This is a genomic window from Treponema denticola, from assembly GCF_024181405.1.
Taxonomy (GTDB): Bacteria; Spirochaetota; Spirochaetia; order Treponematales; family Treponemataceae; genus Treponema_B; species Treponema_B denticola_D.
This window is the reverse complement of sequence record NZ_CP051302.1, coordinates 276,529-299,123: the sequence shown is the minus strand read 5'-3', so window position 1 is coordinate 299,123 and position 22,595 is coordinate 276,529. Positions and strand designations below refer to the sequence as shown.

Annotated in this window: 21 protein-coding genes, 1 tRNA gene and 1 pseudogene; 2 read left to right on the top strand and 21 right to left on the bottom strand. The window is 38.2% G+C overall.

Going from position 1 to position 22,595, the window contains the following annotated elements; genetic code table 11:
• Positions 1 to 35 precede the first annotated feature (35 nt).
• The 7 genes from HGJ18_RS01440 to HGJ18_RS01410 all read right to left on the bottom strand — a co-directional run bounded on the left by HGJ18_RS01440 (position 36) and on the right by HGJ18_RS01410 (position 7,150).
• Complete coding sequence (locus HGJ18_RS01440) at positions 36 to 1,814, bottom strand: hypothetical protein (RefSeq protein WP_253697342.1); 1,779 nt, start codon at positions 1,812 to 1,814, stop codon at positions 36 to 38.
• Positions 1,807 to 2,727 (bottom strand): hypothetical protein, encoded by a 921-nt coding sequence (locus HGJ18_RS01435; protein ID WP_253697341.1) that lies wholly within the window; start codon positions 2,725 to 2,727, stop codon positions 1,807 to 1,809. The genes HGJ18_RS01440 and HGJ18_RS01435 overlap by 8 nt, the downstream gene beginning before the upstream one ends.
• A 94-nt stretch (positions 2,728 to 2,821) precedes the next feature.
• Positions 2,822 to 3,214: a PUR family DNA/RNA-binding protein gene (locus HGJ18_RS01430; protein WP_253697340.1), complete on the bottom strand. Its 393-nt coding sequence runs from the start codon at positions 3,212 to 3,214 to the stop codon at positions 2,822 to 2,824.
• 29 nt (positions 3,215 to 3,243) lie between these two features.
• The gene (locus HGJ18_RS01425; RefSeq protein WP_253697339.1) at positions 3,244 to 5,097 is read right to left on the bottom strand and encodes a phosphoglucomutase; all 1,854 of its coding nucleotides are present in this window, start codon (positions 5,095 to 5,097) and stop codon (positions 3,244 to 3,246) included.
• A 34-nt stretch (positions 5,098 to 5,131) separates the two neighbouring features.
• Positions 5,132 to 5,815: an MgtC/SapB family protein gene (locus HGJ18_RS01420; protein ID WP_253697338.1), complete on the bottom strand. Its 684-nt coding sequence runs from the start codon at positions 5,813 to 5,815 to the stop codon at positions 5,132 to 5,134.
• A gap of 39 nt (positions 5,816 to 5,854) precedes the next feature.
• A tRNA-Leu gene (locus HGJ18_RS01415) sits at positions 5,855 to 5,936 on the bottom strand.
• Positions 5,937 to 6,295: 359 nt separating this feature from the next.
• Entirely contained in the window at positions 6,296 to 7,150 is an 855-nt protein-coding gene (locus HGJ18_RS01410; protein ID WP_253697337.1) for an Rpn family recombination-promoting nuclease/putative transposase, read from the bottom strand.
• A gap of 142 nt (positions 7,151 to 7,292) precedes the next feature.
• Here HGJ18_RS01410 and tyrS point away from each other — a divergent pair, with 142 nt between their 5' ends.
• Positions 7,293 to 8,513 carry a tyrosine--tRNA ligase gene (gene tyrS, locus HGJ18_RS01405; RefSeq protein WP_253697336.1) on the top strand — a complete coding sequence of 407 codons (1,221 nt, stop codon included), beginning with the start codon at positions 7,293 to 7,295 and terminating at the stop codon, positions 8,511 to 8,513.
• 67 nt (positions 8,514 to 8,580) lie between these two features.
• On the opposite strand, the gene HGJ18_RS01400 is transcribed toward tyrS, so the two are convergent.
• The 10 genes from HGJ18_RS01400 to HGJ18_RS01355 form a co-directional block, all read right to left on the bottom strand.
• Positions 8,581 to 9,318 carry a 16S rRNA pseudouridine(516) synthase gene (locus HGJ18_RS01400; RefSeq protein ID WP_253697335.1) on the bottom strand — a complete coding sequence of 246 codons (738 nt, stop codon included), beginning with the start codon at positions 9,316 to 9,318 and terminating at the stop codon, positions 8,581 to 8,583.
• A complete protein-coding gene (locus HGJ18_RS01395) occupies positions 9,315 to 10,241 on the bottom strand; it encodes an alpha-hydroxy-acid oxidizing protein (protein WP_253697334.1) in 927 nt (308 codons plus the stop codon). The genes HGJ18_RS01400 and HGJ18_RS01395 overlap by 4 nt, the downstream gene beginning before the upstream one ends.
• A 9-nt stretch (positions 10,242 to 10,250) precedes the next feature.
• Positions 10,251 to 10,823, bottom strand: coding sequence for a hypothetical protein (locus HGJ18_RS01390; protein WP_253697333.1), 573 nt, complete (start codon positions 10,821 to 10,823; stop codon positions 10,251 to 10,253).
• Positions 10,823 to 12,028 (bottom strand): LIC_12708 family protein, encoded by a 1,206-nt coding sequence (locus tag HGJ18_RS01385; RefSeq protein ID WP_253697332.1) that lies wholly within the window; start codon positions 12,026 to 12,028, stop codon positions 10,823 to 10,825. Before HGJ18_RS01385 ends, HGJ18_RS01390 begins: the two co-directional genes overlap by 1 nt.
• A 14-nt stretch (positions 12,029 to 12,042) precedes the next feature.
• Positions 12,043 to 13,230, bottom strand: a complete 1,188-nt coding sequence (locus tag HGJ18_RS01380; RefSeq protein WP_253697331.1) for a class II aldolase/adducin family protein — start codon at positions 13,228 to 13,230, stop codon at positions 12,043 to 12,045.
• A gap of 5 nt (positions 13,231 to 13,235) precedes the next feature.
• Positions 13,236 to 13,805: a response regulator gene (locus HGJ18_RS01375; RefSeq protein ID WP_253697330.1), complete on the bottom strand. Its 570-nt coding sequence runs from the start codon at positions 13,803 to 13,805 to the stop codon at positions 13,236 to 13,238.
• Between the two features lie 54 nt (positions 13,806 to 13,859).
• Positions 13,860 to 14,528, bottom strand: a complete 669-nt coding sequence (gene recX, locus HGJ18_RS01370; protein WP_366793630.1) for a recombination regulator RecX — start codon at positions 14,526 to 14,528, stop codon at positions 13,860 to 13,862.
• Entirely contained in the window at positions 14,494 to 14,883 is a 390-nt protein-coding gene (gene rpsI, locus HGJ18_RS01365) for a 30S ribosomal protein S9 (protein WP_002670148.1), read from the bottom strand. Before rpsI ends, recX begins: the two co-directional genes overlap by 35 nt.
• A gap of 10 nt (positions 14,884 to 14,893) precedes the next feature.
• Positions 14,894 to 15,322: a 50S ribosomal protein L13 gene (gene rplM / locus HGJ18_RS01360; RefSeq protein ID WP_253697328.1), complete on the bottom strand. Its 429-nt coding sequence runs from the start codon at positions 15,320 to 15,322 to the stop codon at positions 14,894 to 14,896.
• Between the two features lie 98 nt (positions 15,323 to 15,420).
• Entirely contained in the window at positions 15,421 to 15,654 is a 234-nt protein-coding gene (locus HGJ18_RS01355) for a hypothetical protein (protein ID WP_002670146.1), read from the bottom strand.
• A 207-nt stretch (positions 15,655 to 15,861) separates the two neighbouring features.
• Here HGJ18_RS01355 and HGJ18_RS01350 point away from each other — a divergent pair.
• Positions 15,862 to 18,028 (top strand): annotated as a pseudogene (locus HGJ18_RS01350) (methyl-accepting chemotaxis protein).
• Between the two features lie 81 nt (positions 18,029 to 18,109).
• Here HGJ18_RS01350 and HGJ18_RS01345 read toward each other — a convergent pair.
• The 4 genes from HGJ18_RS01345 to HGJ18_RS01330 all read right to left on the bottom strand — a co-directional run bounded on the left by HGJ18_RS01345 (position 18,110) and on the right by HGJ18_RS01330 (position 22,551).
• Positions 18,110 to 18,823 carry a queuosine precursor transporter gene (locus HGJ18_RS01345; protein WP_253697327.1) on the bottom strand — a complete coding sequence of 238 codons (714 nt, stop codon included), beginning with the start codon at positions 18,821 to 18,823 and terminating at the stop codon, positions 18,110 to 18,112.
• A gap of 57 nt (positions 18,824 to 18,880) precedes the next feature.
• Positions 18,881 to 19,567: a YkgJ family cysteine cluster protein gene (locus HGJ18_RS01340; RefSeq protein WP_253697326.1), complete on the bottom strand. Its 687-nt coding sequence runs from the start codon at positions 19,565 to 19,567 to the stop codon at positions 18,881 to 18,883.
• 6 nt (positions 19,568 to 19,573) lie between these two features.
• Positions 19,574 to 21,745 carry a DUF4954 family protein gene (locus HGJ18_RS01335; protein WP_253697325.1) on the bottom strand — a complete coding sequence of 724 codons (2,172 nt, stop codon included), beginning with the start codon at positions 21,743 to 21,745 and terminating at the stop codon, positions 19,574 to 19,576.
• Between the two features lie 131 nt (positions 21,746 to 21,876).
• The gene (locus HGJ18_RS01330; protein ID WP_253697323.1) at positions 21,877 to 22,551 is read right to left on the bottom strand and encodes a TIGR00266 family protein; all 675 of its coding nucleotides are present in this window, start codon (positions 22,549 to 22,551) and stop codon (positions 21,877 to 21,879) included.
• Positions 22,552 to 22,595 lie beyond the last annotated feature (44 nt).

Genomic DNA, 22,595 nt, shown 5'->3' with positions numbered 1-22,595 from the left:
TATTTGAAAAACGCAAAGCAAACTTATCAGACATTTTACTCCGAACGCTGATAAAGAAGCGTAATAATCAGAAAAATAAGGGCTATGACAGGCAAACCAAAAACTATAAGAGATACATAACGCGGTGTCAAACAAACAAAAAAGGCGATTTGAAGTTTAAAAACATATCTAAGAGTTTCCATTAAGATGTAAGACAAAAACGGACAAAGGGGTGAAAATAAAAATAAGCGTTTATTTAACCGCCTGCCCGGCGAAACTCTAAACCGCCAAGCCAATATAAGCACAAGTAAAGAAACTATCAATAATAAAAGGGGTTCAGTCAAGCGGTATAGCACCTCGCTCAAATAGGCTTCTTTTTTTAAACCGTACTTTTCGGCTATCAAACTAAAATAGTACAAATCCGATATCGTCATAGCCGAAGGTCCGCTCACAGACTTTTCAACTAAAATAAAATCGGTCATGGTCATGGGAAGCAAAATATTATGAGCATTTTCCCTTGGGAGTTCTCCGGACAAAACCTTGGGATAAACATTTTTTTCTTCAGAATATCTATCAACCGAGCAAATCTGAAGCATTAACCTGTTTTTTCCTTCATCGTCTACAACTTCTATAAGTTTTGCATAAGGAATAATTATAGACCATTTTTCGGTATTGGATATTCCTAAACGTGTATATAAAACATTCATAAGATATATTTCATTACGTAAAGTGGAACTTCCATGAGAGATTCCGTGTATTTTTATTACGGCACACTCATGGCTATGCTCTCCGACAGTAAAACTTATGTCCCCCCGCATTATAAAGTTGGGAATATTTTTAAGCTCATCGGTAAAAAAGACTTTTTTTTCAAGCTCAACCCTAGATAGATTTAAAAACCATTCAACCTCAGGATCTTTTTTATCGGGATTTGAAGCCCGCATAGACGAGTCAATTTGCAAAAAGGAATAATAAGCCTTTATATAATCTCCTCTCTGTAAAGCTTCATAGGCTGCCTTTTTACTTTTATATAAGGCAATGGAGGGAGCATCTTTATATGAAGCCAAACCTTTTTCGACCTCGGCCCAAGCCCGCACCGCAAGATTTTCGGCATCAATTTTTAAAGGATTCCCATCCTGAAAAGTTTGCATAGCAAGTTTTGCATAATAGTGAGCCGTATAAAAATCGAATGCTAAAGCTGCTCTTTCCGCTCTTTTTAAGGCCGCCTCGGCAGTCATGCTTATATTATCTTCCTCTGAAATATTTTTCCTTAAAGCGGAATCGGTCTTATCAAGCGAAAGTTTTTCTCCGGCAATCTTAATCATCTCGTTTAGTTTCATGGCATCTTCCGACTGGGGCCATATGCTTAAAGCCCTTCCGATATGATCTCCGGCCTGGCTATAATCATTCCTGTCATAGGCTTCTTTTGCAAGTTTAGTATATTCTTTATGTGTAAGAGCTTGATAAACGGATCGCGATTGGTATTCCATTAAAATAGGCTTAACGGCTTCGGCCAAAACCACATAGAAAGATAAAATAACAAGAGAAAAAATAAAAAAATGCTGAATAAAGCGAATCATAGCGGATGACCGCCTCTGCATTTTTGCAGGTCCGAATTTTCCGAAAATGATAGGATAAGCAAAAATTAATGAAGACGTATAGATAAAGGGAAAATAAAAAATAAACAATAATATCGATTCACGAATCTTCCATGAAAATAAAGATACCGGCAGAACGGTTTCTTTTATAGGCATAAAAAAAACATAAGCAAAGGAAGCGACCAGACCAAGTAAAAAGTGAACAAAAAAGTAAGGAAAAAATTTTGAAATTTTATGCATCAATATCCCCCTCGCTAAAGTCCCCTAAGCTATCGGGAATAAAGGTATCAAATTCTTCGTTTATTTTCTCACCTTTTTTAGGCTTAACCGGTTTCGGCATTTTAATTTTAGGAGCCTTAGGTTTCTTCACTTTAGAGACCTTTATTTTTTGTTTTTTAGGCATTTTTTTTGCACGCCTTACAAGCAGCAATATCGATGTATAAATAAAAAACACTAAGGCTGAAAGACAAAACAAAATAGGCCTTATCCAAAACCTCAGGACTTCAAAAGGAAGTACTTCCTCTATACTCAGGATAAAGTCCTCAGTCCGTATATAAGTATAAGCATAAAGTATTAAGATTAATAAAAGCGGTAAAAAAGTAAAATTAACTATTTTCCATTCCGTTATTGTTGTAAATATCCAAAGAGAAAATATAAGCAAAAAAATCGAACCCGAAAAAATAAGGTAGGATGTGTAAGAATCTTTATACTGTTCATATATATCATGAACAAAGGGGCGGACTATGTTGCCTGCTGCCTGAACAAAGGCAGGCTGTTCTATAAAAGTTTCCAGGTGTTTATCGTCAATTAAAACCTTTTCTTTTAAGTTAAAGGTCTGATTTATTTTTTCTCCTTGAGAGTACACGAGAGGAATAATTAAGGCAAAAAATAAAGCAAATGTTATAACCAAGGCTAAAAAAGACAGGCCCCGCTTTTCGGAATGTCTCATCATAAAAACATAGACTGCGAATATCGAAATAATACAGGCTATGGGAAGTATCAGATAAAGGCAATGTAAAAAGGAAGAGAAAAACATGCCCGATACATCTCCATACATCAGCGACTGCCAAATTCCAACCGATATAGAAAATGCTAAAACAGCTAAAATAAAATTTGAGATAAACACTAAAGGTACAAGCAGCCAATTTTTCATATAATGTTTATTTTATCATAAAACAGGCTATATAACAAGGTGCAAACAACTCAAATACAAAATTACAGACCAACTTTCTGTTAGCTTAACAGCCTCAGCGGGGCTTCTTTTTTATTATTTTTTTTACCCTTGATTTTTCCCCGTCCTTCTTTTCAGTACTTTGACCCTTGGAAGCACGAGGCTTTGCAGGCTTATCGCTTTTTTCGGCAGTCTTTTTTGCATCGCTAACCTTCTTCGCCTTAGCCTTTGCTTTTTCCTTTCTGTTTTTTTCGATAAATTCTATACATTTATCCAGCCCCTGCAAAAAAGGCCTCATTTCATCTTCAAATACGACAACGGCATGGCGGTCAAAGCCAAGCCCCTCAGAAACCTTGCTTTCGACAACCTGTAAAAAAACGTCACCCTTTGTATTTTCTTTAACATTAAAAAAATAAGTCCGGTTTTCCGCCGAAACCTGAGTTGTAAAAAGTTCACCTCTAATTCCCATAATTTTCTCCAATAATAATTCTTTTTAAACTATGCGCCTAAATCGGCACGCCTTACCATTTCACCCTGCCATTCAACCAAGTATTTTTCATCTTCAAGCGACAAGCCCTTTATATCGGCCATTATTCTGAATATGGGTTCCGTTCCAGAACCCCTCATCCAGATAAAACCTAAAGGCTCATCTTTTGAATTATAAAACTGAATTTTAAGGCCGCCCTTACCCGAAACGGAAAAGTCTTTAAGGTCTTCAGTCTGCTTTGTTCCGTTATTTGAAAAACTGCGGAATCTTACAATACCGAACCTGCTTTTAAGTTCATCTTTCTTTTTAGCCCATTCTTCTTCAAATATTTTTTGATACCTGCCTTTTAGAATTCCGTGATCCATTGTATTGATTTTTAAAATAGCTCTTTGTTCTCCGGTGGGAGTTGTTGTATATTGAGGCAAGGTTTTTAGAATATCGGTCAAGGTAAAATCGGGTTTATATTTATCCATTTGTTTTGACTTTTCGCACCAAATATGAAAAAGACCTTTTTTCATAAATTCCGTCTTTATTAAAAGGAGTTTTAAAATTGCAAAAATGGTATTTATCGGATCCCTTACCTTTGCAGGGTGAGTAATGTTTCCTCCGTTCGACCCCTCTCCTAAAATTCGGACATCATAATTTTTTTCCCGCAATTCGGCGGCTAAATTAACTACATTAGCCTCGCCTACTTCAGCCCTAAAAACTTCAGCGCCAAAACAGGCTGCCGCTTCTTCAATCCGCAAAGAAGTAGGGCCGTTTACAACAATAGCAGGCTTCTTATTACCTCTTTTACAATAGAAAGAATAAGCCGTCTCCGCAATCACCGAAAGAGCAAATACCTCTTGAGCCTCAAGAGGAACAGCCTTATTAAGCTCTTCATTCCAATAGATTATGTTTCCGCGGTCTCCGTCACAATCGGGCATATAACCTAAAAAGCAGTTTTTATCCAACGGACTTGCATCCGGATCCAAGTGAAGATGTTCCATTTTTTTTGCACAAAAATCCAGATTAGCTCCTTCAGGCAATATCCCGTGTACGATATTTCCGGGTACTTCGTTTATACCGATTAATGCTATTTCATTGTCCGTAAAAAACTGCCTGTCAATGGATGCAGCTCTTGCACTTCCGTTAAAATCGGCAACTATAGAAATAGGATGATCTTCTTTTTTTGCAGCAGTAGCCGTTTTTTTTAGTTTATCAAAAAATTTGTTTTGTCTTTTGGGGTCAGCCGAATTTGTAATTACAGCCTTAGAATAACTATAATAAGCATCCAATGCTTCTTTTTTTACATATACTGTCTGCATTTTTATATCTTGCAATTTTTTTAAATCATAATCATGCAGGAATTTTAAAGCAGTATCTTCGGCATCATCGGCTGTAAGTCTTTCTTTAAACATGTTGATTAAGGTTTTAGCTTGATCTCCGTCAAGAACGCCCCCTGATTCCAAGCCGAATTTAAGACCGTTATGTCCTATCGGGTTATGACTGGCGGAAATATAGGCAAAGGCTGCACCTATCGATCTTGAATAAGCCATGATTTCGGGAGCAGCCGTACAGCCTATAACCTTTAAATCATAAGAAGTTGAAATAAGAGTTTTTATAAACACTTCTTTGATAGCAACGCCTGTAGGCCGGCTGTCCCTGCCGATTACTATCGTCTTTATTTTAGGAAAATTTGTCTTTAAAAATTCAGCGAAGGCCAAGGCTGCATGGCACAATAATATGGAATCTTCATATTTTATGTCGGGGCTTTCGTCTTCCTCTTTGCCTGAGTCGGCAAAAACCTTTCTCCATCCTGAGGCGGATAATATCATTTTTGATAATTCGGCATTTATACTTATGCTGTTGTTTGTGTCTTTCAATTAACAATACCTCTTGTTTTACCTTAAGAATTTTTTAGGTTATTTTTTCTCGGAGTACTATTGTATCTACTTCTTCTATTTTTTGAAAGTCTTCGGTCATCTTGGAAATATCCAGCCTCTTAGGAACATTTATAAAAAGAACGACCTTAGAATGTTCCTTGGACGATTTTGACGAGCGGACATTTGTGGATACAATGGATGCAGAGTAATCCGATAAAACATTTATTATCTCCGTCATTGGAGGTTTATTTCCGTGAAAATATATTTCTAAAAATTTATTTTGCCTTACAGGGAAAATTTTAAGTTCAAGCCTATTGATAAGTGAAAGAGTTACTAAAGAAATAACGGTCATCACTATTCCGGCCGTATACAGCCCGCTTCCTATAGCCAAGCCTATTCCTGCAATTACCCATATCGAAGCTGCTGTTGTGAGCCCTTTTACGTTGGCTCCTATCTTTAAAATAGCTCCGGCACCTAAAAAACCCATACCCGAAACAACCTGAGCGGCGATTCTGGCCGTATCGCCCTTGCCGCTGACTTGAGGAAGCCAGATGGATATCAGCATCATCCCGCATGCGCCCACGCAAATTAGGATATGAGTACGTAAACCCGCCACCTGTCTTTTACCGGAACGCTCCATCCCTATACAACAACCGGCTAAAAAACTTAAAAGTAAACGAATAATAATTATTTTGTCTGTTAAAGCTCCGGCATCCATAAAAAATCCTTATGACGGTCATTGTAGGTTTTGAAGTTTTGCCCTGAGGGGGACTTGAACCCCCATGCCGTTAAGCACTAGTACCTGAAACTAGCGTGTCTACCAATTCCACCATCGGGGCAAACAAAGGTTTATTATAGCAAAAAAGGCGGAGAGTGTCAATTATATTGAATTTAATATCATGCTCTGAAACATTATAATTATTTGCATATTTTATATATGGCAATTTTTCGCAATATACTTCAAAAACAATAAGCCATATAAATACAAAATATAAAATATTTTTTTTCATTTTATCACACCAATAATTATTCTTTTTGGCTTAACCCTCCGTCCGAAAAAGGTAATTAAACCCAGCAAATAAAGGTTAAGTTTTGGTTTTAATCTTTTTCTAATACATCTATTAAGCGGTGGAAAGACAATCCAACAGAACGGCTTTGCCTTGAAGCTGCATTGGTTGTAGTCCATTCCCAAAATTTATTATAGTTTCTTTATCTCTTCTTTGCTAAGACCGGTCATTTGTATGATAAAGTCAATTTCACAATTTGCTTTTTTCATAAGTTTTGCCGTTTCAAGTCTTGCTTGATAAGCACCTTTATCAACACCTTGCCGATACCCTTCACTTATACATGATGCCCTGTCATGTTCATATTTCATACGGGAATCATAAAGCCATTTATCTCTAGGACTCATTTCCATTATGTTTATTGTTGTATTTGCCTTTCTCATCATAGGGGATTCTTGTTCCAGCATACTACGTACCTCCTCATCATCAGTTTCAATAAATTTTAGCCAGTTTAATAAGCGTTTAGCTTTATTATCCTTGTATTGAGATTCTTTTAACAGCTTTGCTTTTTCAAGGTTTAGTATATGAATCTCAAGTTTTGAAACTAAAGGCTCTTTTGTGTCTTGTTCTAAAACAAGATACTTGTTGTGCAAACGCTTATTTTTATCAAAGCCTTTTCCTATCAAGTTTATTGTAATACACTTTGGCAGTTTTGTATAGTCTTGACCTTGTTTTATATTTTCGTTGTACATTTTAGACCAATAATACAAGGTTCTTTCAGGAAAATCAAAATGCCAACTGTTTTGAATTTCAATATCGACAAAGGTTCCATCTTTTAGCCTTAACTTGATGTCCAAAACACCGAGCTTTTCACTTAAAAGCTCCTTATGAAACTCCTTATCCAAGAGCTCCAAACCTGCGATATCCTCAGGCGGAATGTCCAAGATACACTCCAGCAAGTCCTGTAGAACATCTTTGTTTTCCTCTACTCCGAAGACTCGTTTAAAAGCATAGTCGTTGCGGAGAGTAATTTTAAATAGTTTTTCCATATCAAACTCCATGACAAATTATTTACAAAGAGAAATTTTTTCCCCTTTCATAATTATTATAGAAATTGTTTGCAATAAATAGTAAAATTTTAATCCTAATAAATCTGTTGACCTAAGCTAAAAATTATTGTATAGTCAAAACATGAACAAAGCATTAAAAATATTACAGGAGAGGGGCTTTATCCAGCAATGTACAGATTTGAAAGCCCTTTCCGATAGAATGGACAAGGGGCAAATCGCCTTTTACACAGGAACCGACCCGACAGGGCCCAGCTTGCACATAGGGCATATGGTTCCGATTTTTGCCTTAAAGCATTTATGCCGTGAAGGGCACAAGGGAGTTGTTTTAGTCGGCGGAGGCACTTCGCGAATAGGCGACCCGTCGGGCAAAACAGAAATGCGTAAGATGCTTTCTTACGATGAACTCGATAAAAATGCGGCCTCAATTCAAAAACAGATTGAAAAATTTTTAGCGGAAGATATTAATAATGTACGCTTTGTCAACAACAAGGATTGGCTTGCCGATTTAAACTACATCGATTTTTTACGCGATATAGGTTCTCACTTTTCAGTCAACAAAATGCTCAGTTTTGAAGCCTACAAAAAAAGAATGGAAACGGGGCTTTCCTTTTTGGAATTCAATTATCAGCTTTTGCAAAGCTACGACTTTTTAATGCTCAATCAAAACTACAATGTCGAACTCCAGATAGGCGGTGATGACCAGTGGGGAAACATGGTTGCAGGAAGCGACCTTATCCGCAGAAAGGGAGGCGGCGAGGTTTTTGCCCTCACCTTCTCTCTGGTTACAAGAGCCGACGGACAAAAAATGGGAAAGAGCGAAAAAGGAGCTTTGTTCTTGGATCCTGCCCTTCTTTCTCCCTACGATTTTTTTCAATATTGGAGAAACACAGCCGATGCCGATGTCGAAAAGTTTATGCTGCTTTTTACATTCCTTCCTATAGAAGAAATAAAATCGGTTTGTGCAGGAGACATAAACAAGGCTAAAGAAAGATTAGCCTTTGAAGTTACAGCTCTTATTCACGGAAAAGAAGAAGCGGAAAAAGCCTTGGAAGGAGCAAGGGCGGCTTTTTCGGGCGGAGGAAATAAGGATGCCATGCCCACGGCAAATTTGAGTCTTTCAAAATTAAATGAGGGTATCGGAGTTCTTGACCTCTTTGCCGAAGCAGGACTTGCCTCCACCAAAAGCGATGCCCGCCGTCTTGTCGAGCAGGGAGGAGCCTTTATAAACGAAGAAAAAATTTCGGACATCAAGGCTCTAATTGGAAAAGAAAAACTTGACAAGGACAAGGAGATGATTTTGCGTGCCGGTAAAAAACGATTTATGAGGATAATTTTCAGCTAAAAGGATTACTCTCTAAAAACCGATGTTTTTAGAGACTCTATAAAATCCGATGCTTTTAGCGAGACCCTCAATAATCTCTGAGCGAATCTATCTCTTCGGCGGAAAGCTCGCGGTATTCTCCGACCTTCAAGTTCTCATCTAAAACTATTGAACCGACCGCAATACGGCGCAGGTAACAAAGTTCGTTCCCTGCGCTTAAGCACATTTTTTTTACTTGATGGAATTTCCCTTCGGTTATGTGCATTAAAAATCCGCTTCTAAAAGAACCGGTTTTGTTTTCACATTTTTCGAATTTTGCAGGGAGACACTTATATCCGTTTTTTAGCATAATCCCTTTTTCAAACTCTTTGCAGTAAATTTTAAACTCTTCATCGGAGGGCTCTCGGCTTAATTCCAGATAATAAGTCTTTATCGTTCCCGACTTAGGCGAGGTAATCTTGTGGGTAATCTCGCCGTCATCGGTAATAATCAAAAGGCCTTCGGTGTCTATATCCAGCCGGCCGATGGGGAACAGCTTCATCCTGTCAAAGGGAGCTTTTATATAATCCATTACGGTTTTATGTATGGGATCGCTTGTCGAAGTTACACAGCCTTGAGGCTTATTAAACATAAGATAAACATTTGTCCTCAACACAAGAGGCTCCCCGTCTATAGTTATTTTATTTAGGTCAGTGTCCAAAATAAAAGAAGGCGAAACAATACGCACCCCGTCCACGCAGCAGTTTTTTTTGCGTATCATTTTTTTTACATCACTTCGGGAGCCTAAACCGCTGAGGGCCAATATTCTATCTAAACGGGTTTTCAAGGTTTTTCAAAGCTCCTTAAAGGGCTGCTCCCTAAGGAGCCGCAAGCTTCTTTATTTAAATCTTTACCTAAAATAGAATCGATAAAATTTTTTATGCCGTTCTCCTTGTCTCTAAGGAGGGCGGTAATACAGGGACGGCCTATTAAAACTTCTTCAATACCTAAAGAAGAAGCGGCCATAAAATCTTCTCTTTTCCGTAAGCCGCCGTCAGCCCAAACTTCGCCTGAATATTTTTTTATCTCTTTTAAATGAGAGTGAGCAAATGCGGCAACGCTCCCCCTATCGGTTTCGATACGGCCGCCGTGATTTGAAATTATGGCAATGTCGGGTTTTAGCTCCTTCACAACTTCAATATCATAGGAGGTAAAAATACCCTTCACAGCAAAGGGGAGCTTTGCATATTTTTTTAAATCAGCCAAATCTTTTGCAGTCTTTTTTTCAAGGTGAACAAGATTCCGCATAGTTACAATATTATAAGCATCCGTATCTACCCCGATAATTTCCGCCGCCTCCATTGAGGCCTCAATTCTTTCAAAAAGCTTCATCTGCGGATATGGTTTTAAAAAGACCGCTCCCTTTTTTTTAACATCCCTTAAGGCTTCGATCCCTGAAAAAAGTTTTAAGTCGGGATAGCCGTCCCCAATGCTTAAAGCCAAGCCGGCCTTAACCGATGCCCCTATAAGGTCAAAATAAAATTGCCTTTCGTCTTCATAGCCGACATTTTCTACGGCTCCCGTCATAGGAGCAAGACGGAGCCTCGGCAGAGGATAGGAATCAGATGTATAATAATTTTTCCACTCGGCACAGTTTAAAATAAAATTAGCACTTTCAAAGACTCCGCCCATTCCGGGAAGCTCTCCTATGCAGGCTTTTCCGTTACATTCCTTACATAATCGGCACTTATATTTTTTGTTCACACTCATTTTATTTTCTCATTTTATTTTTGACGATAAAACCAAAAGTTTTTCTTTAATATAAATTTCGGCTTGAACTTTTTTTGCATTTCCGGATTCATTTTGAGAAGAAAACCTAAGCTCTCCTCCCGTATAAATACCGGTCTGCAGCGAAGACGATAATTTGTTTCCGTTATCATCCAAAAAAATAAAGTTTACTCTTACCAAGGCTCCGTCTTTTTCTTCACTCTCTTTTAAGCTTTCTAAAAATTTAGTATTTTCACTCAAACGCAAATTTGCCAAGGCCCTATCCTGATAAATAAAGGACTTTAGCTCAGTTTTTATTCCATAAATCCTGCCGCTATTTCTGTCGGAACGGGTAATAAAAAAGGCTATGTTAATACTTACAAGAACAACTATAACAAAAAACACCGACCTTAAGCCCCGGTTTTCGGTTACACTTTTTATAAAACTTCTTTTTCTTACAAAATCCGGATCGTGTAATTGCCTGACCTTTTCTGAGGCATTTTTAATTCTATCTTCTCTATTATAGCGGGTAAAAACTTCACGCGGAGAAGAATCCCTTTTTTCGAATAGATCATCATCACTCATTATTTATCCCCGATAATTTTATCGGCACGCCACCATACAATTAAGGCCTTGTCGTCTCGGGCAAGAATGGCCGAAATAATTCCCTTAGAGGAAACATGGAAGGTATTGTAAAATGTTTCATCACTTGAAACAATCAAATCTTTTTTATATTTTTTTTGAGATTTTAAATTCATCATTTCAAGTGCATAACCTTTAGTGGTAGGAGTCAATAAGTAACACCAATTACTTTCCGTAATGCCCATTATCTCATAAACCTTTTTAAAAGTAAAAGTTTCGGTTCCCGATGTTTCAATTTCCTCATAAGCATCTATATCCATTTTTTTATCATACTTACCGGTTTTAATATTTAAAAAATACAAACAGCTTTTATCGTAACTTACCCCAAGGTTTGCCCTAGTTGCAGCATCCTTTTCTTCAAGATAATAATCAATTTTAATATATAAATAAAGATCATTAAAGTCGGGAATTATCTTATCTATCGAAGAAAATATTTTATTAGAACTTTCATATGGATTAGGTACTGCATTAAAAAAGATAGGTATCTTATACAGCAAGTCTCCCTTCCTGTTATACCAATAAATTTTTAAACTCGTCTGTGTTCGGCAAACGACTATTATATCGTTGGAAGAATTTGTATGAATCCCCTCAATAGACGGAAAAGGCGTTCCGCCAAAACCTTCCTGTCCCAGATAATCTATAAAAGTTCCGTTTTCGTCGAAATGCAGGATTATATCCCTTAAGGCCAAATTTTCCTCATGATCGTACTCGATTCTTTCATCCAAAACGGAATCTACAACAAAGAGATGCTTGGAAGAGTTTACGGTTAAAAGAGCAGGATGATTAAAGGGATATTTTATGGCTCCTCTTGTAGTTGCCTTAACATCCTGAGAATCGTTTTGCATAAAGGAAGGCTCCATGTTTGACTCGGGGTTATAAAAAAAGGTAAGTAAGTCCCCGAATGAAGAAAGCTTTAAAATTTTTTGGCCGCCCGAATTAACTATGTAGAATATACCTTCTTTCATCAAAATCTGTGTATCAGGACGTGAATAAGTACTGTTTAAATTAAAAAGATTGAGCTCGTTTTCAAAAAGCCCGTAATTAAGGGTAAACTTTTCTTCTCTCTCAAGCTCTAAAGACGTTTCGCGTCTACAGCCGAATAAAAGGCCGACAAAAACCACAAGCAATATTTTTTTTATATTTTTCATCTTAATTTAATCCCCTAAATTTGTAAATTCATTTTGGAATATCCTCCGATATAGCCTCTTCTCATTCTTTGAGCACTCCTACGGCTTATCGGAAAATAATTTTTAAATTTCCATGAAAGAACAAGGGCCAAAAGATTTTTTTCCAAGATTTCTTTTAAGGCGCCGATATCATTCTTATCGGAAACACAACAAAGGGCTCCGCTTTCATTTACCAAAACGCAAGAGCGGTTTTTTAAAGCATCTACAATTTCCGCACTCATTTCTTCAGCCCGGTTTTCAAAAAATGGAAACAAAAAAACGTTTTCGCCGGCAATCTGAGCAAAATCATCCAAAAAAGCCGGTATGCAGTTATCTATGTTCATTTTTTTTGAAACAAAAAGAGCTGCCGGCAGAGAGCTTTGCTCTATAAAATTAATATCCGGATAGGTACCATATATATGTCTATGTAAATCGGCTTGAAAATCAAAAAGGCCTTCAGTTATATTTCCGGATTTTATATCCATCTTACAAATGGTAATATCGGTATTTTTATCGTAAACAGTACATGAATCTCCTTCACGGCAGCTTGCATAAAAATTAATCAAAGGCTGAAAGGCCTTTCTTTCATATCGCCGGTAAGCAAGGGCCAGGGCCGGAACTTCAACAAAAATCAAATTACGGCAAAGGTCTTCCAGAGCCTCGGCTTGCCTAAAGGCCTCTTCTGCATCTGTGCCGAAACAGACAGCCCCATGTTGAGCCATTATTATTGCTCCGGCAGGTTTTGTTAAACATTTTACAATATGGCGGGCTATTTTTTTTGTGCCCGCAGGAGCATACCTTGCAACAGGTACGGCTTCTCCTAAGACGGAACGAAGCTCCTCATTTTCAACAGGTATGGAAGAAAAGCAACCCGAAACGGCAGAGGCAAATTTTTGATGTGTATGGATTATAAACTTTATATTTTCATCGGCCTTGTAAAGGCTTGCATGAACAAAACGCTCTGAAGAGGGTTTGACTGGTCTGGAACTTTCAGGCCTATTTATTTTAAGAACAACTATATGTTCAGGCTTTAAATTCTCATAACCATAGCCGGAAGGGGTAATAGCAAAAGTATCGGCATCTATACGGGCGCTTACATTTCCCCATGTACGTACCGTCAGACCGGACTTTAAAAGCCTCTTTCCCGTCTCTATTATGATACTTTTTGCTTCATCAAGGGTCATCAGCTCTAGCTCACAACCTCATTGATCTCTCTTAATATAGCAGTAAAATCTATGGGCTTCCTAAAGAAAGAGTCGACACCCAAATCTTTCATCTGCTTTTCTAAAGATTCGTCATCCAGTCCTGTAATAACGATTATATAAGGCTGCCCAAAAAAAGGATCGGTTTTTATTTTTTTGCATATTTCCTTGCCGTTGACTCCGGGAAGGTCTATATCCAAAATCACAAAGCCCGGTTTATGCTTTACAAGTTGAGTTCCTGCATCAAAGCCGTCAAGGGATTTGTATACAGTCAAGTTAGGAAGATTTTTGTTTAAAAATGAAGATATAGCCTCATTTAAAACCGCATCATCATCTATAACTATGATAGAATTCCAATGAGCATCATCCAATGAATCCTGCAGCTCAGGGGGAATCTTCATTCCTCTTTCTTTTATAAAGAGGAGCAGATCTTCATAATACACCCTATATTGGCCGCCCGGCGTATTAAAAGCTTTTAAATAGCCGTTTCTAATCCAGTTAATGGCAGTCTGATTTACGACTCCGCAGATGTTAGCGACCTCAAGGGCGGAGTACATTTTAACTCGTCTTCTACTTTCGCTTTTACCCATAGTATAACAATTAAACAAACCTCAAAAAGAGTCGGTTATGTTTTCAAGTTCCTCCAAACATATATTCACAGTGCTAACGGAAAAACCCAGTCTATACATTTTACGCATCAACCGAGGCTTATCCACCCCATTTATCAGTTGTTTTTTCAAAGCTTCTCGGCAAATATCTTCTTCCGAATGCTCCGAAAAAAACTCATTAAGCACATCTTGCACAATTTTAAAGCTTACTCCTCTTTGAGCAAGCTCGGAGGCCAATCTATTACGGCCTTCTTTTTTACTTATAACTCTGGTATTAAGCCAAGCTTCGGCAAACCGCTCATCATCAAGCAAACCTATCCCCATAAGATAGTCGAGTGCCGGATTAATCTCAAAAGCTAAAAAGCCTTTTTTTCTGAGCTTCAATTCCAACTGAAAACGGGAATGCTCAGCTCTGTATAAATAGGCTGAAGCAGTACACTCAGCCTCATAAATTCTTACAGCATTAAGCAGTGCCTCAAGCGATTCATCGCTTATAGGACAACCGCACTCACCAACAAGGCCGTCAAAATCATCTTCATCAAAATAATCAGGCCGTGTTACAAAAGACACCCCTTCAGAATTGATGATTTTCACCAAATCTGAAGAAGTGCTGCATATATCCGCAATAGAAAAAGGATTAACGTTTGCTGAACTGGAATCTTCGTCTTGCACCGCGCTGACCGAATTTTTTTCGTTCAACCATTCGTGAATCACGTGTAAGCAATCCGTTAGCCTTTAAGGATGCATGATTTGATGCATCGACTTGGGCTAAAGCTCTTGCAATTCCGTGAGAGCACGCACCGGCTTGGCCTGTAAGACCTCCGCCTCGTACAGTGATTATAATATCATACTTAGATTCACCCGCAGTAACCATTAATGGTTCTTTTGCTTTTTGGACTTGTTCCGGAGTGGCAAAGTACTCGTTAATGTCCTTATCATTGACCATTAACTGACCTTTTCCATCCCGAATGTATACTCGCGCCACTGAAGTTTTTCGTCGGCCTGTTCCCATTCCAATATTTTTCACTTTACGCTCCTTATACTTCAACCGTTATGGGGTTCTGTGCTTGGTGAGGATGTTCGGGGCCTGCATAGACCTTAACATTCGTTAAAAGCTTTCTTCCAAGGGGTCCCTTAGGAAGCATACCTTTAATTGCAATCATCAAGGGCTCAGCCGGTTTTTTAGCTATTAAGCCGTTAAAGTTGATGGACTTTAAACCGCCTACATAACCGGAGTGAGTATAGTACATCTTATCCTTAGCCTTATTTCCTGTTACGGCTACTTTTTCGGCATTAATAATAACGACATAATCACCGATTTCCTGATGAGGTGCAAAACCTACCTTGTGCTTTCCTCTCAGCATAGCTGCAGTCTTAGCAGCAACGCGTCCAAGCGGCTTCCCGGCGGCATCAATAACGTACCAAGAGCGCGGCGCTTCATGTTCTTTTAAAAAAATAGTTTTCATTTAATGTATACCTTCTACAAACAATATATGCAGATAATGTGGGTTCTGATATTATAACTAAATATGGAATAAGTGTCAATAACTTAAGATGATGACAATTATTCGGCTTTATTTTCGGCAGCCTTCATAGCTGCTTCTTCTTTTCTTGCATCTTGCTTGTCTTTAATATCGGCAATTCCTATAAATACGGAAATAAGGCCGACAAAAGCTGCAAAAATAGGTAAACCGCCTCTTAAAAATAAGAGAATATCCTGTCCCCAAGCCAAGCCCATGGGGAGGGCTGCAATAACCGTAAAAGCGATTAAAACGATACCGATAATAAGTGCTAGCATTTAAAGCCTCCTAGTATGAATTTATTATTACATATTTAAACACTTTCGTCAACCGGAGTGTTCGTACTCAAAAAATAAGCGAAATAAGGTTTTTAGAGATAGCCTATAAATCTTTAAAAATTTAAAATATAAATCTTGCATTATTTATAATACTGATGTAAACTATTTATAAGACATAATATAAAGTGTATTTTTAGGAGGAAAAAAATGAAGGATAAAGAATTGGTTGTTGCAAACCCCACCGCAAAAAAAGAATTAGTTATGAGAAAGAGTGTCTCGGAAGATAAGATTTTTTCAATAGGCAAAAAACTTCTTATTCTTTTTGCCGCAATCATTGTTATCTCCGTATCGACACAGGGAATAATAGGAGCCGTTATGTCAAAAAAGGCAATCCTTGAAAAGGTAGAAACACATTTGAAGGACAAGGCCAAAGACACTGCCGATCTGATAGATTCAATGGTCAACTCTTTTTTGAATTTTGTTTCGAGTGCTTCCAGAGCATCCGAATTAAGAGATATAAATGCGTCCTACTCAGACAAGATATCCTATTTAAAAAAAGAAGCGGCTTTTAATCCCAGAATATCGGAGTTTTCTATAACGGATATAAACGGAAATTGTCACACACTTGACGGACGAATATTTGATGTAAATGATAGAGAATGGTTTAAAAGAGCTTTATCAGGAGAACAATTCGTAAGCGGAGCCCTATGGTTCAAAGGCCGACGGAACGCTGGTGAATACCATCTCAGTTCCCATATACGACTATGAAAATAGAATCATAGGTGTACTCGCAGCGGATACACCCGGAACAAAGCTTTCAGAAGACATAGATCATATCACAGTAGGAAGAAGCGGATATTGTTTTATCTTAGGCAAAACAGGAAATGCCATAGCCCACCGCAACAGGGATCTGGTTCTGAATCAAGACAATTTTCAAGAAAAGGCCAAAACAGACCCTACATTGGTATCAATTGCAAACTTTGCAAAACAAGCCATGCAGTCAAAAAAAACATCTGTAGGTTACTATACTTTTAACGGAGACCAAAATATCGGTTCATATGCTATTATGCAGTCAACAGGCTGGATAGTAGTAATAAGGGCTCCTGTCAACGATTTTTTGGATACCGTAGCAAGTCTGCAATACATGATGGTTGTAACAGGTTTTACTCTTTTGGGTGTTGCCTTAGTATCGACATTTGTTGTAACACGCAGAATGATCTTGCCACTGCAAAAAGTTGTTCTGGCTTTAAAGGATATTTCTCAAGGAGAAGGCGATTTAACGGTAAGGCTGCCTGTAACAAGCAATGATGAAGTTACACTCTTGTCAAAATATTTTAACCAGACTATTGAAAAGATAGGCAATTCCATTAAATCTGTAGGAACAAATACAAACACCATGCAGTTTATCGGAGATGAACTTGCAAGCAATATGACCGAAACGGCAAGCGCCGTAGAAGAGATCAACTCAAATATCGATAACATAAAAGATCAGGCCTTAACTCAGGCTGCAAGCGTAACCGAAACGGCAGCAACAGTTGAGGAAATCATACGCACAATAAAACAGCTTAACAACAGTATAGAAACACAGGCAGCAAGCGTTGCCGAATCCTCTTCATCTATTGAACAAATGGTTGCAAATATTGCATCGATTACACAAACATTGGGTAAGAGCGATAATATCATAAGGGAACTGGCCGATGCTACAGCAGAGGGAAAAGGCAAGGTTTCTACGGCAAGTGAGGTAACCCAAAAAATAGCCGAAGAATCGGGAAGTTTGATGGAGGCTTCCAATGTTATACAGCATATTGCAAGCCAAACAAACCTCTTGGCGATGAATGCGGCAATTGAGGCGGCACACGCAGGAGAAGCCGGAAAAGGTTTTGCGGTAGTAGCTGACGAAATAAGGAAGCTTGCAGAAGAATCAAGTGCACAAGGAAAGACCATTACCTCTACCCTTAAAAATCTTTCGGGAGAGATAGAGCTCTTAGCTGAATCGGCTAGAACAGTTGAAGGAAAATTTAACTCAATTTTCACCCTTGCAGAAAACGTAAAAGAGATGAGTAACACTGTCATGGAAGCAATGAGCGAACAGGAAAACGGCAGTAAAGAAGTCTTAACTGCAATCCGAAATATCAACACTGTAACGCAGGAGGTCAAACAAGGTTCATCAGAGATGCTAAAAGGAGGAGAAGGTATAGCTCAGGAAATGAGTAAACTTGATGAGCTTACCCGTACAATTACAGATCGTATGAATGAAATGGCCTCAGGAGCATTACAAATAAATAATGCAGTTCAAGAAGTTCAAGGTATAACCCAAAAGAATAAAGAAAGCATAGAAGGCTTGGCTGATGAGGTAATGAAATTTAAGGTTTAACATAAAATTAAAAATCATCAAGTAAGAAAGTTATGAGTTTAACCCATCCTTAAAAAATTAAGGGTGGGTATTTTTTTTAACCTATTTTCCCGGAAGGGGATTATAACTTACATTGTAGTCATAAATATCTATCTTTTCATGTTTTTTTACAAAGGCAACTATCTTGTAAGTGAGAGGCGTAAATATAACTTCGATAAAAGTTTTAAAAAGATAGTTTGAAAAAGCCATTATAATAAGAATATCTATGCTGTAAAGGCCTAAAAAAGAAATAGCAACAAAAACGGCACTGTCCAAAAATTCTCCAACCAATGTCGAGCTTATAGTTCTAAGCCATAAGTACTTGCCCTTTGTTATTACTTTTAACTTAGACAAAACAACCGAGTTGGAATACTCTCCAATAAAATAACCGAAAAGGCTGCCGGCGCAAATGCGGGGCATCTGTAAAAGAATGTTATCAAAGTCTTTTTGAAATAGCCACTCTGCCTCGGCAGGAAGAACACTTATAAGCCAGATATTCAGGCTCATAATAAGAAGCATAAAAAAGCCGGTCCAAATAACCTTTCTTGAAGCCTTATAACCATAGACTTCAGCCAAAACATCTCCAAAAATATAAGAAAAAGGAAAAAGAAGAGTACCTCCGTCAAAAACGAAGGGCCCAAGCTGTACCATCTTTGCCGCAAGAATATTCGACAAAACCAAAATGCCTACAAAGAGTCCGGAAATTACCGGCAAGAAATTCGTTTTCTTAATGGAGTCCGTTTCAGGGGCTCCTTGATTTAACTGTGAATTTTCCATGACCGCGATACTAACACAAAGAGTAAAAAAAGGGAATAAGGTTCCAGCCGATTTATTTTAAGAAGCCAGAGGCGGAGTTTCAGGATCCGTATCAGGCTCAAATTCCGGATTGTTGGAATATCTTTCAAGCATGAGAATTTTAGAAATTGCAGCAGGTAAAGCCTCCCGAAGCGGAAGGGTATGGGATGCCCTTTCAGTCATAAAACACAATATCCGTGAAGAAAAATCGCTCATAACCGGAGGCAGTGTACCAAAAACATTGAGCAAATCTTCTTGTGAGTATTGTTTAATGGTTGAAGCAGAAAGATTTTTATCCATGGAAACCAGATATTTGCACGGACGCCAGCGCACGGTTCGGTCTTTGCCGTGATCTCCGGAATAACCGAAAAGACGGCATATTAAACAACGGCCGTCATATACGGTACAATGATAAGGATTATCTATATCGAATAGGAGGCATCCGTTTTTTTTATCTAAAACATTTTCATTAAAACGGCCTTCCAGTATTTGCAAGGCCCGTTCTCTTTGATGAAAGAGAAGCCAAGATGCAAGATAAAGAGCCTCAACCTCATAAACATCCGGTTCAAAATGAACACAGCAGGCTCCGCACCCGTCTATACACTTAATAGGACATTTTGACATCCACTCCTTCTCGGCTTCTTCAATTTCTTTATAGACCTTGTCCAAGAGCAAAATCATTTCGGCTGTTTTTGTTCCTTTAAAACTTTCAACTTCTTTTTCCATTTTTATCTAAGCCTTATGCCTTTCAAAAAGTTTAAGATAATATTCCGTATCTTTTTTTGCTTCAATAATTAAGGCGTTATCTTCTACGCTTCCCAAAACAGCTTTTCTTTCTTCAGAATTCCGGTAAGTTATATCCCTAAAATGATTATTATAATCCTTATTTTTTGTATAGAATATTTGTTCTTCAATATATTTTCTTATTGTTGCAGCTTTTTCCAAGAGTCTATTCCAAAGGGCCGCATCTATCTTTTCAACCTTCATAAGCTCGCAAAGAACAGCATAAGCATTTTCAGCCTTATCATGGCAATAAGAATCATGGGCATAATCATAAGATTTATGAATATCTTGCCAAGTGTTAAGTTTACCTGCCTTTATGTCTTCTTTAATTGAATTGAGTTTTTTTTCGGGGATTAACTGACCGCCCATATTTACCCAGTTAAAATCAAAATCACTTGAAAGTTTAAACTCTTCAATACTCATTCCAATCTTATCCAAACCCTTATCAAAATACTCGGCTAAAGTTGTAACCCCATACCATATCAGCATATCTTGATAAGCCGCATAAGATTCTACCGCCTTGATTATCTTTACCCTGCGTTTAGACCTTTCGATATTTTCACCCTTTACAAAAAGATTCTTTGCCTCATCTTTTTTATCTTTTAAAATTGTGTCAATGCTTAAAGCTTTGTTCCCTGCCTCAATCCAAGCTGCGCATATCCATTTTTCAAGAAGAGTGCGGGCATGTAAAATTTCGGCAGCTGTATCGGGAGCAAGATAGGCGGTTTCAATGTGCTGGGTCTTTGTTATTCTCTTATCCCGTTTTAAGAATTTTTTATTGTTGCGTTCAAGAGCGTACATATTGTACATCCAATAATAGGCCGGCATAATTTCAAGCCTATCCTCATGCGGATCATTTAAAACCAAACTAAAAGGAAAAGGAATATCAAGCTCTGCCGGATAATTTGCCTTTGCCAAAATAACAAATGAAGCAAAACGGCAATTATGTTTTAAAGTTGAAGAAAGTCCGGGCCAAAAACCGCGGCCGGCGATAATCTCGCCATCGTTTCCTCTTGTGTTGTGATTGGAACCTACAGTAGCCCCTGCAGCCATATTGGACTGCCCCTGAATCATCGCTGCAACCAAAAAAGAATTATTGTGATGCTGCTCATGGTACGGGAAGATAAGAGCATTGAGAACTTCACAGCAGGAAATGGTAGAGTTATCTCCAACTATGGAATGAATAAGCCGTGTACCATATTTTAATTCGCAGTTATTGCCGAGAACAAAGCGGACAGCCTTTACTCCATAAAACACTCTGGAGCCCAAGCCTATTATACCGTTTACAAGCTCTACACCCTCCCCTATCTGCGAAGGCTCTTCAGCCGTTGATTTTACGGTTAAGTTTTTAAGCTTATTTGCTCCCTTCACATATACCGAAGAACCGAAATTAACGTCCTTTATGATACGGCAGCTCTTTATTGCGGAATCGGAACCAACCTCACCGTAATAACCTCTTTTTGAGTCTTTAGAATTTTGAGTTATTTCTTCACACTTTTTTATAAGCTTGTCATCATCCCTATACCTTGCCCATAAAAATGCATCAGCCGTAATCATATCATAAAAGGGATAAACCTCCCTTCCGCCGGCCTCATTGACCGTGTCTATCGTTACCCTAACCTGTTCATCTTCTCCGTCTTTTACTAAACCTTCGCCGAATTTTGAATGGTTGGTCGTACACATCTCATCAATGCGGCTCAAGATAACCCTGTCGCCTATTATATAATGTGAAAGATAGGCACAATAATGAATTGCACAGTTTTCCCCTATATCGCAGGAAATAATCTTGCTGTTTGTAATCCCGACCGGAACCGTAAAATCATGATATTTTAAGTAAAAATTTTGAGTTGAAGCAATTCGAACCAAACCGGCAAAAAGACTGTTTGTTATTAAATCGGTGTCAAAGGGATCTTCAACCAAGACCATCGACCAATCGGTACTGGAATTTCCGTTTTTTATCAGACGCTCAATTTCATCCGAATTCAATTGACGGTATTTACGATTTTGGTGATTAGTTTGATTAAATCTTATATAATACTCGTCTTTATCATCAGGTAAATATTTACCATCAATAAAATCATAGCCGAAATCTTCGGCTTTTATTATTTGCATTTTAGCCATAGGATTCTCCAAATTAAGCGTTTGTAAAAACACAAAGATTAAGTTAACGTTACAAAATAACTATAAGGACATCTCTCGGCAAAGCCGATGAGCATTTCTCACCGGCTAATAAAAATGGGCTTTAAAGCCGGTTATTTTCCATGTGGTAAAAACGGAATCAAAGATTGAGCAACCGCATGAATAGGCATTGTCTGTATAATTATTTTTCCGGGACCGGTAACTTTTGTGTTAAATAACCCCTCTCCGCCGAAAAGGATATTTTTTACACCCTTTATCATCTCTACTTCCATCTTACAGGTTTCTTCCATTGCTGCAAGATATCCCGTATCCAAAAGCATTGTTTCACCGGCACCTAAAGTATATTCTATCGCAGAACCGTCAATCTCAAGAAAGACCGTTCCGTTGCCTGAAAGTTTTTGCATTATAAAGCCTTCACCGCCGAAAAAGCCGGCACCCAGTTTTTTCTGAAAGTAAATCGAAAGATCGACTCCTTCAGTTGAAGCTAAAAAAGCGGTTTTTTGTGCAATCAGGGACGAGCCCGAAGTGATTTCAAATGCTTTTATAGCACCGGGGAACCTTGAGGCAAAAGATATTTCCCCGTCGGTATTTGCCGTATATTTATTTAAAAATAAACTTTCTCCCGAAAACATCCTTCCGAGAGCTTTACCGACTCCGCCGGCAGATGTTTCCATAGAAATCCCTGAACTCATCCATGCCATTCCGCCGGATTGAGTTATCATCTTTTCTCCTGCTCTAAGTTTACAAGCAACGGCGGGAAAAGCATCTCCAATAATTTTATATTCCATAAAAAAACTCCTTAAAAAAGATTAAGATAAGAATACCTGCAAAA

Coding starts and splice junctions, on each gene's coding strand:
- HGJ18_RS01440 (WP_253697342.1), bottom strand. CDS start 1,814: ATGCATAAAATTTCAAAATTTTTTCCTTACTTTTTTGTTCACTTTTTA.
- HGJ18_RS01435 (WP_253697341.1), bottom strand. CDS start 2,727: ATGAAAAATTGGCTGCTTGTACCTTTAGTGTTTATCTCAAATTTTATT.
- HGJ18_RS01430 (WP_253697340.1), bottom strand. CDS start 3,214: ATGGGAATTAGAGGTGAACTTTTTACAACTCAGGTTTCGGCGGAAAAC.
- HGJ18_RS01420 (WP_253697338.1), bottom strand. CDS start 5,815: ATGGATGCCGGAGCTTTAACAGACAAAATAATTATTATTCGTTTACTT.
- HGJ18_RS01410 (WP_253697337.1), bottom strand. CDS start 7,150: ATGGAAAAACTATTTAAAATTACTCTCCGCAACGACTATGCTTTTAAA.
- tyrS (WP_253697336.1), top strand. CDS start 7,293: ATGAACAAAGCATTAAAAATATTACAGGAGAGGGGCTTTATCCAGCAA.
- HGJ18_RS01395 (WP_253697334.1), bottom strand. CDS start 10,241: ATGAGTGTGAACAAAAAATATAAGTGCCGATTATGTAAGGAATGTAAC.
- HGJ18_RS01390 (WP_253697333.1), bottom strand. CDS start 10,823: ATGAGTGATGATGATCTATTCGAAAAAAGGGATTCTTCTCCGCGTGAA.
- HGJ18_RS01385 (WP_253697332.1), bottom strand. CDS start 12,028: ATGAAAAATATAAAAAAAATATTGCTTGTGGTTTTTGTCGGCCTTTTA.
- HGJ18_RS01380 (WP_253697331.1), bottom strand. CDS start 13,230: ATGACCCTTGATGAAGCAAAAAGTATCATAATAGAGACGGGAAAGAGG.
- HGJ18_RS01375 (WP_253697330.1), bottom strand. CDS start 13,805: ATGTACTCCGCCCTTGAGGTCGCTAACATCTGCGGAGTCGTAAATCAG.
- rplM (WP_253697328.1), bottom strand. CDS start 15,322: ATGAAAACTATTTTTTTAAAAGAACATGAAGCGCCGCGCTCTTGGTAC.
- HGJ18_RS01355 (WP_002670146.1), bottom strand. CDS start 15,654: ATGCTAGCACTTATTATCGGTATCGTTTTAATCGCTTTTACGGTTATT.
- HGJ18_RS01345 (WP_253697327.1), bottom strand. CDS start 18,823: ATGGAAAATTCACAGTTAAATCAAGGAGCCCCTGAAACGGACTCCATT.
- HGJ18_RS01340 (WP_253697326.1), bottom strand. CDS start 19,567: ATGGAAAAAGAAGTTGAAAGTTTTAAAGGAACAAAAACAGCCGAAATG.
- HGJ18_RS01335 (WP_253697325.1), bottom strand. CDS start 21,745: ATGGCTAAAATGCAAATAATAAAAGCCGAAGATTTCGGCTATGATTTT.
- HGJ18_RS01330 (WP_253697323.1), bottom strand. CDS start 22,551: ATGGAATATAAAATTATTGGAGATGCTTTTCCCGCCGTTGCTTGTAAA.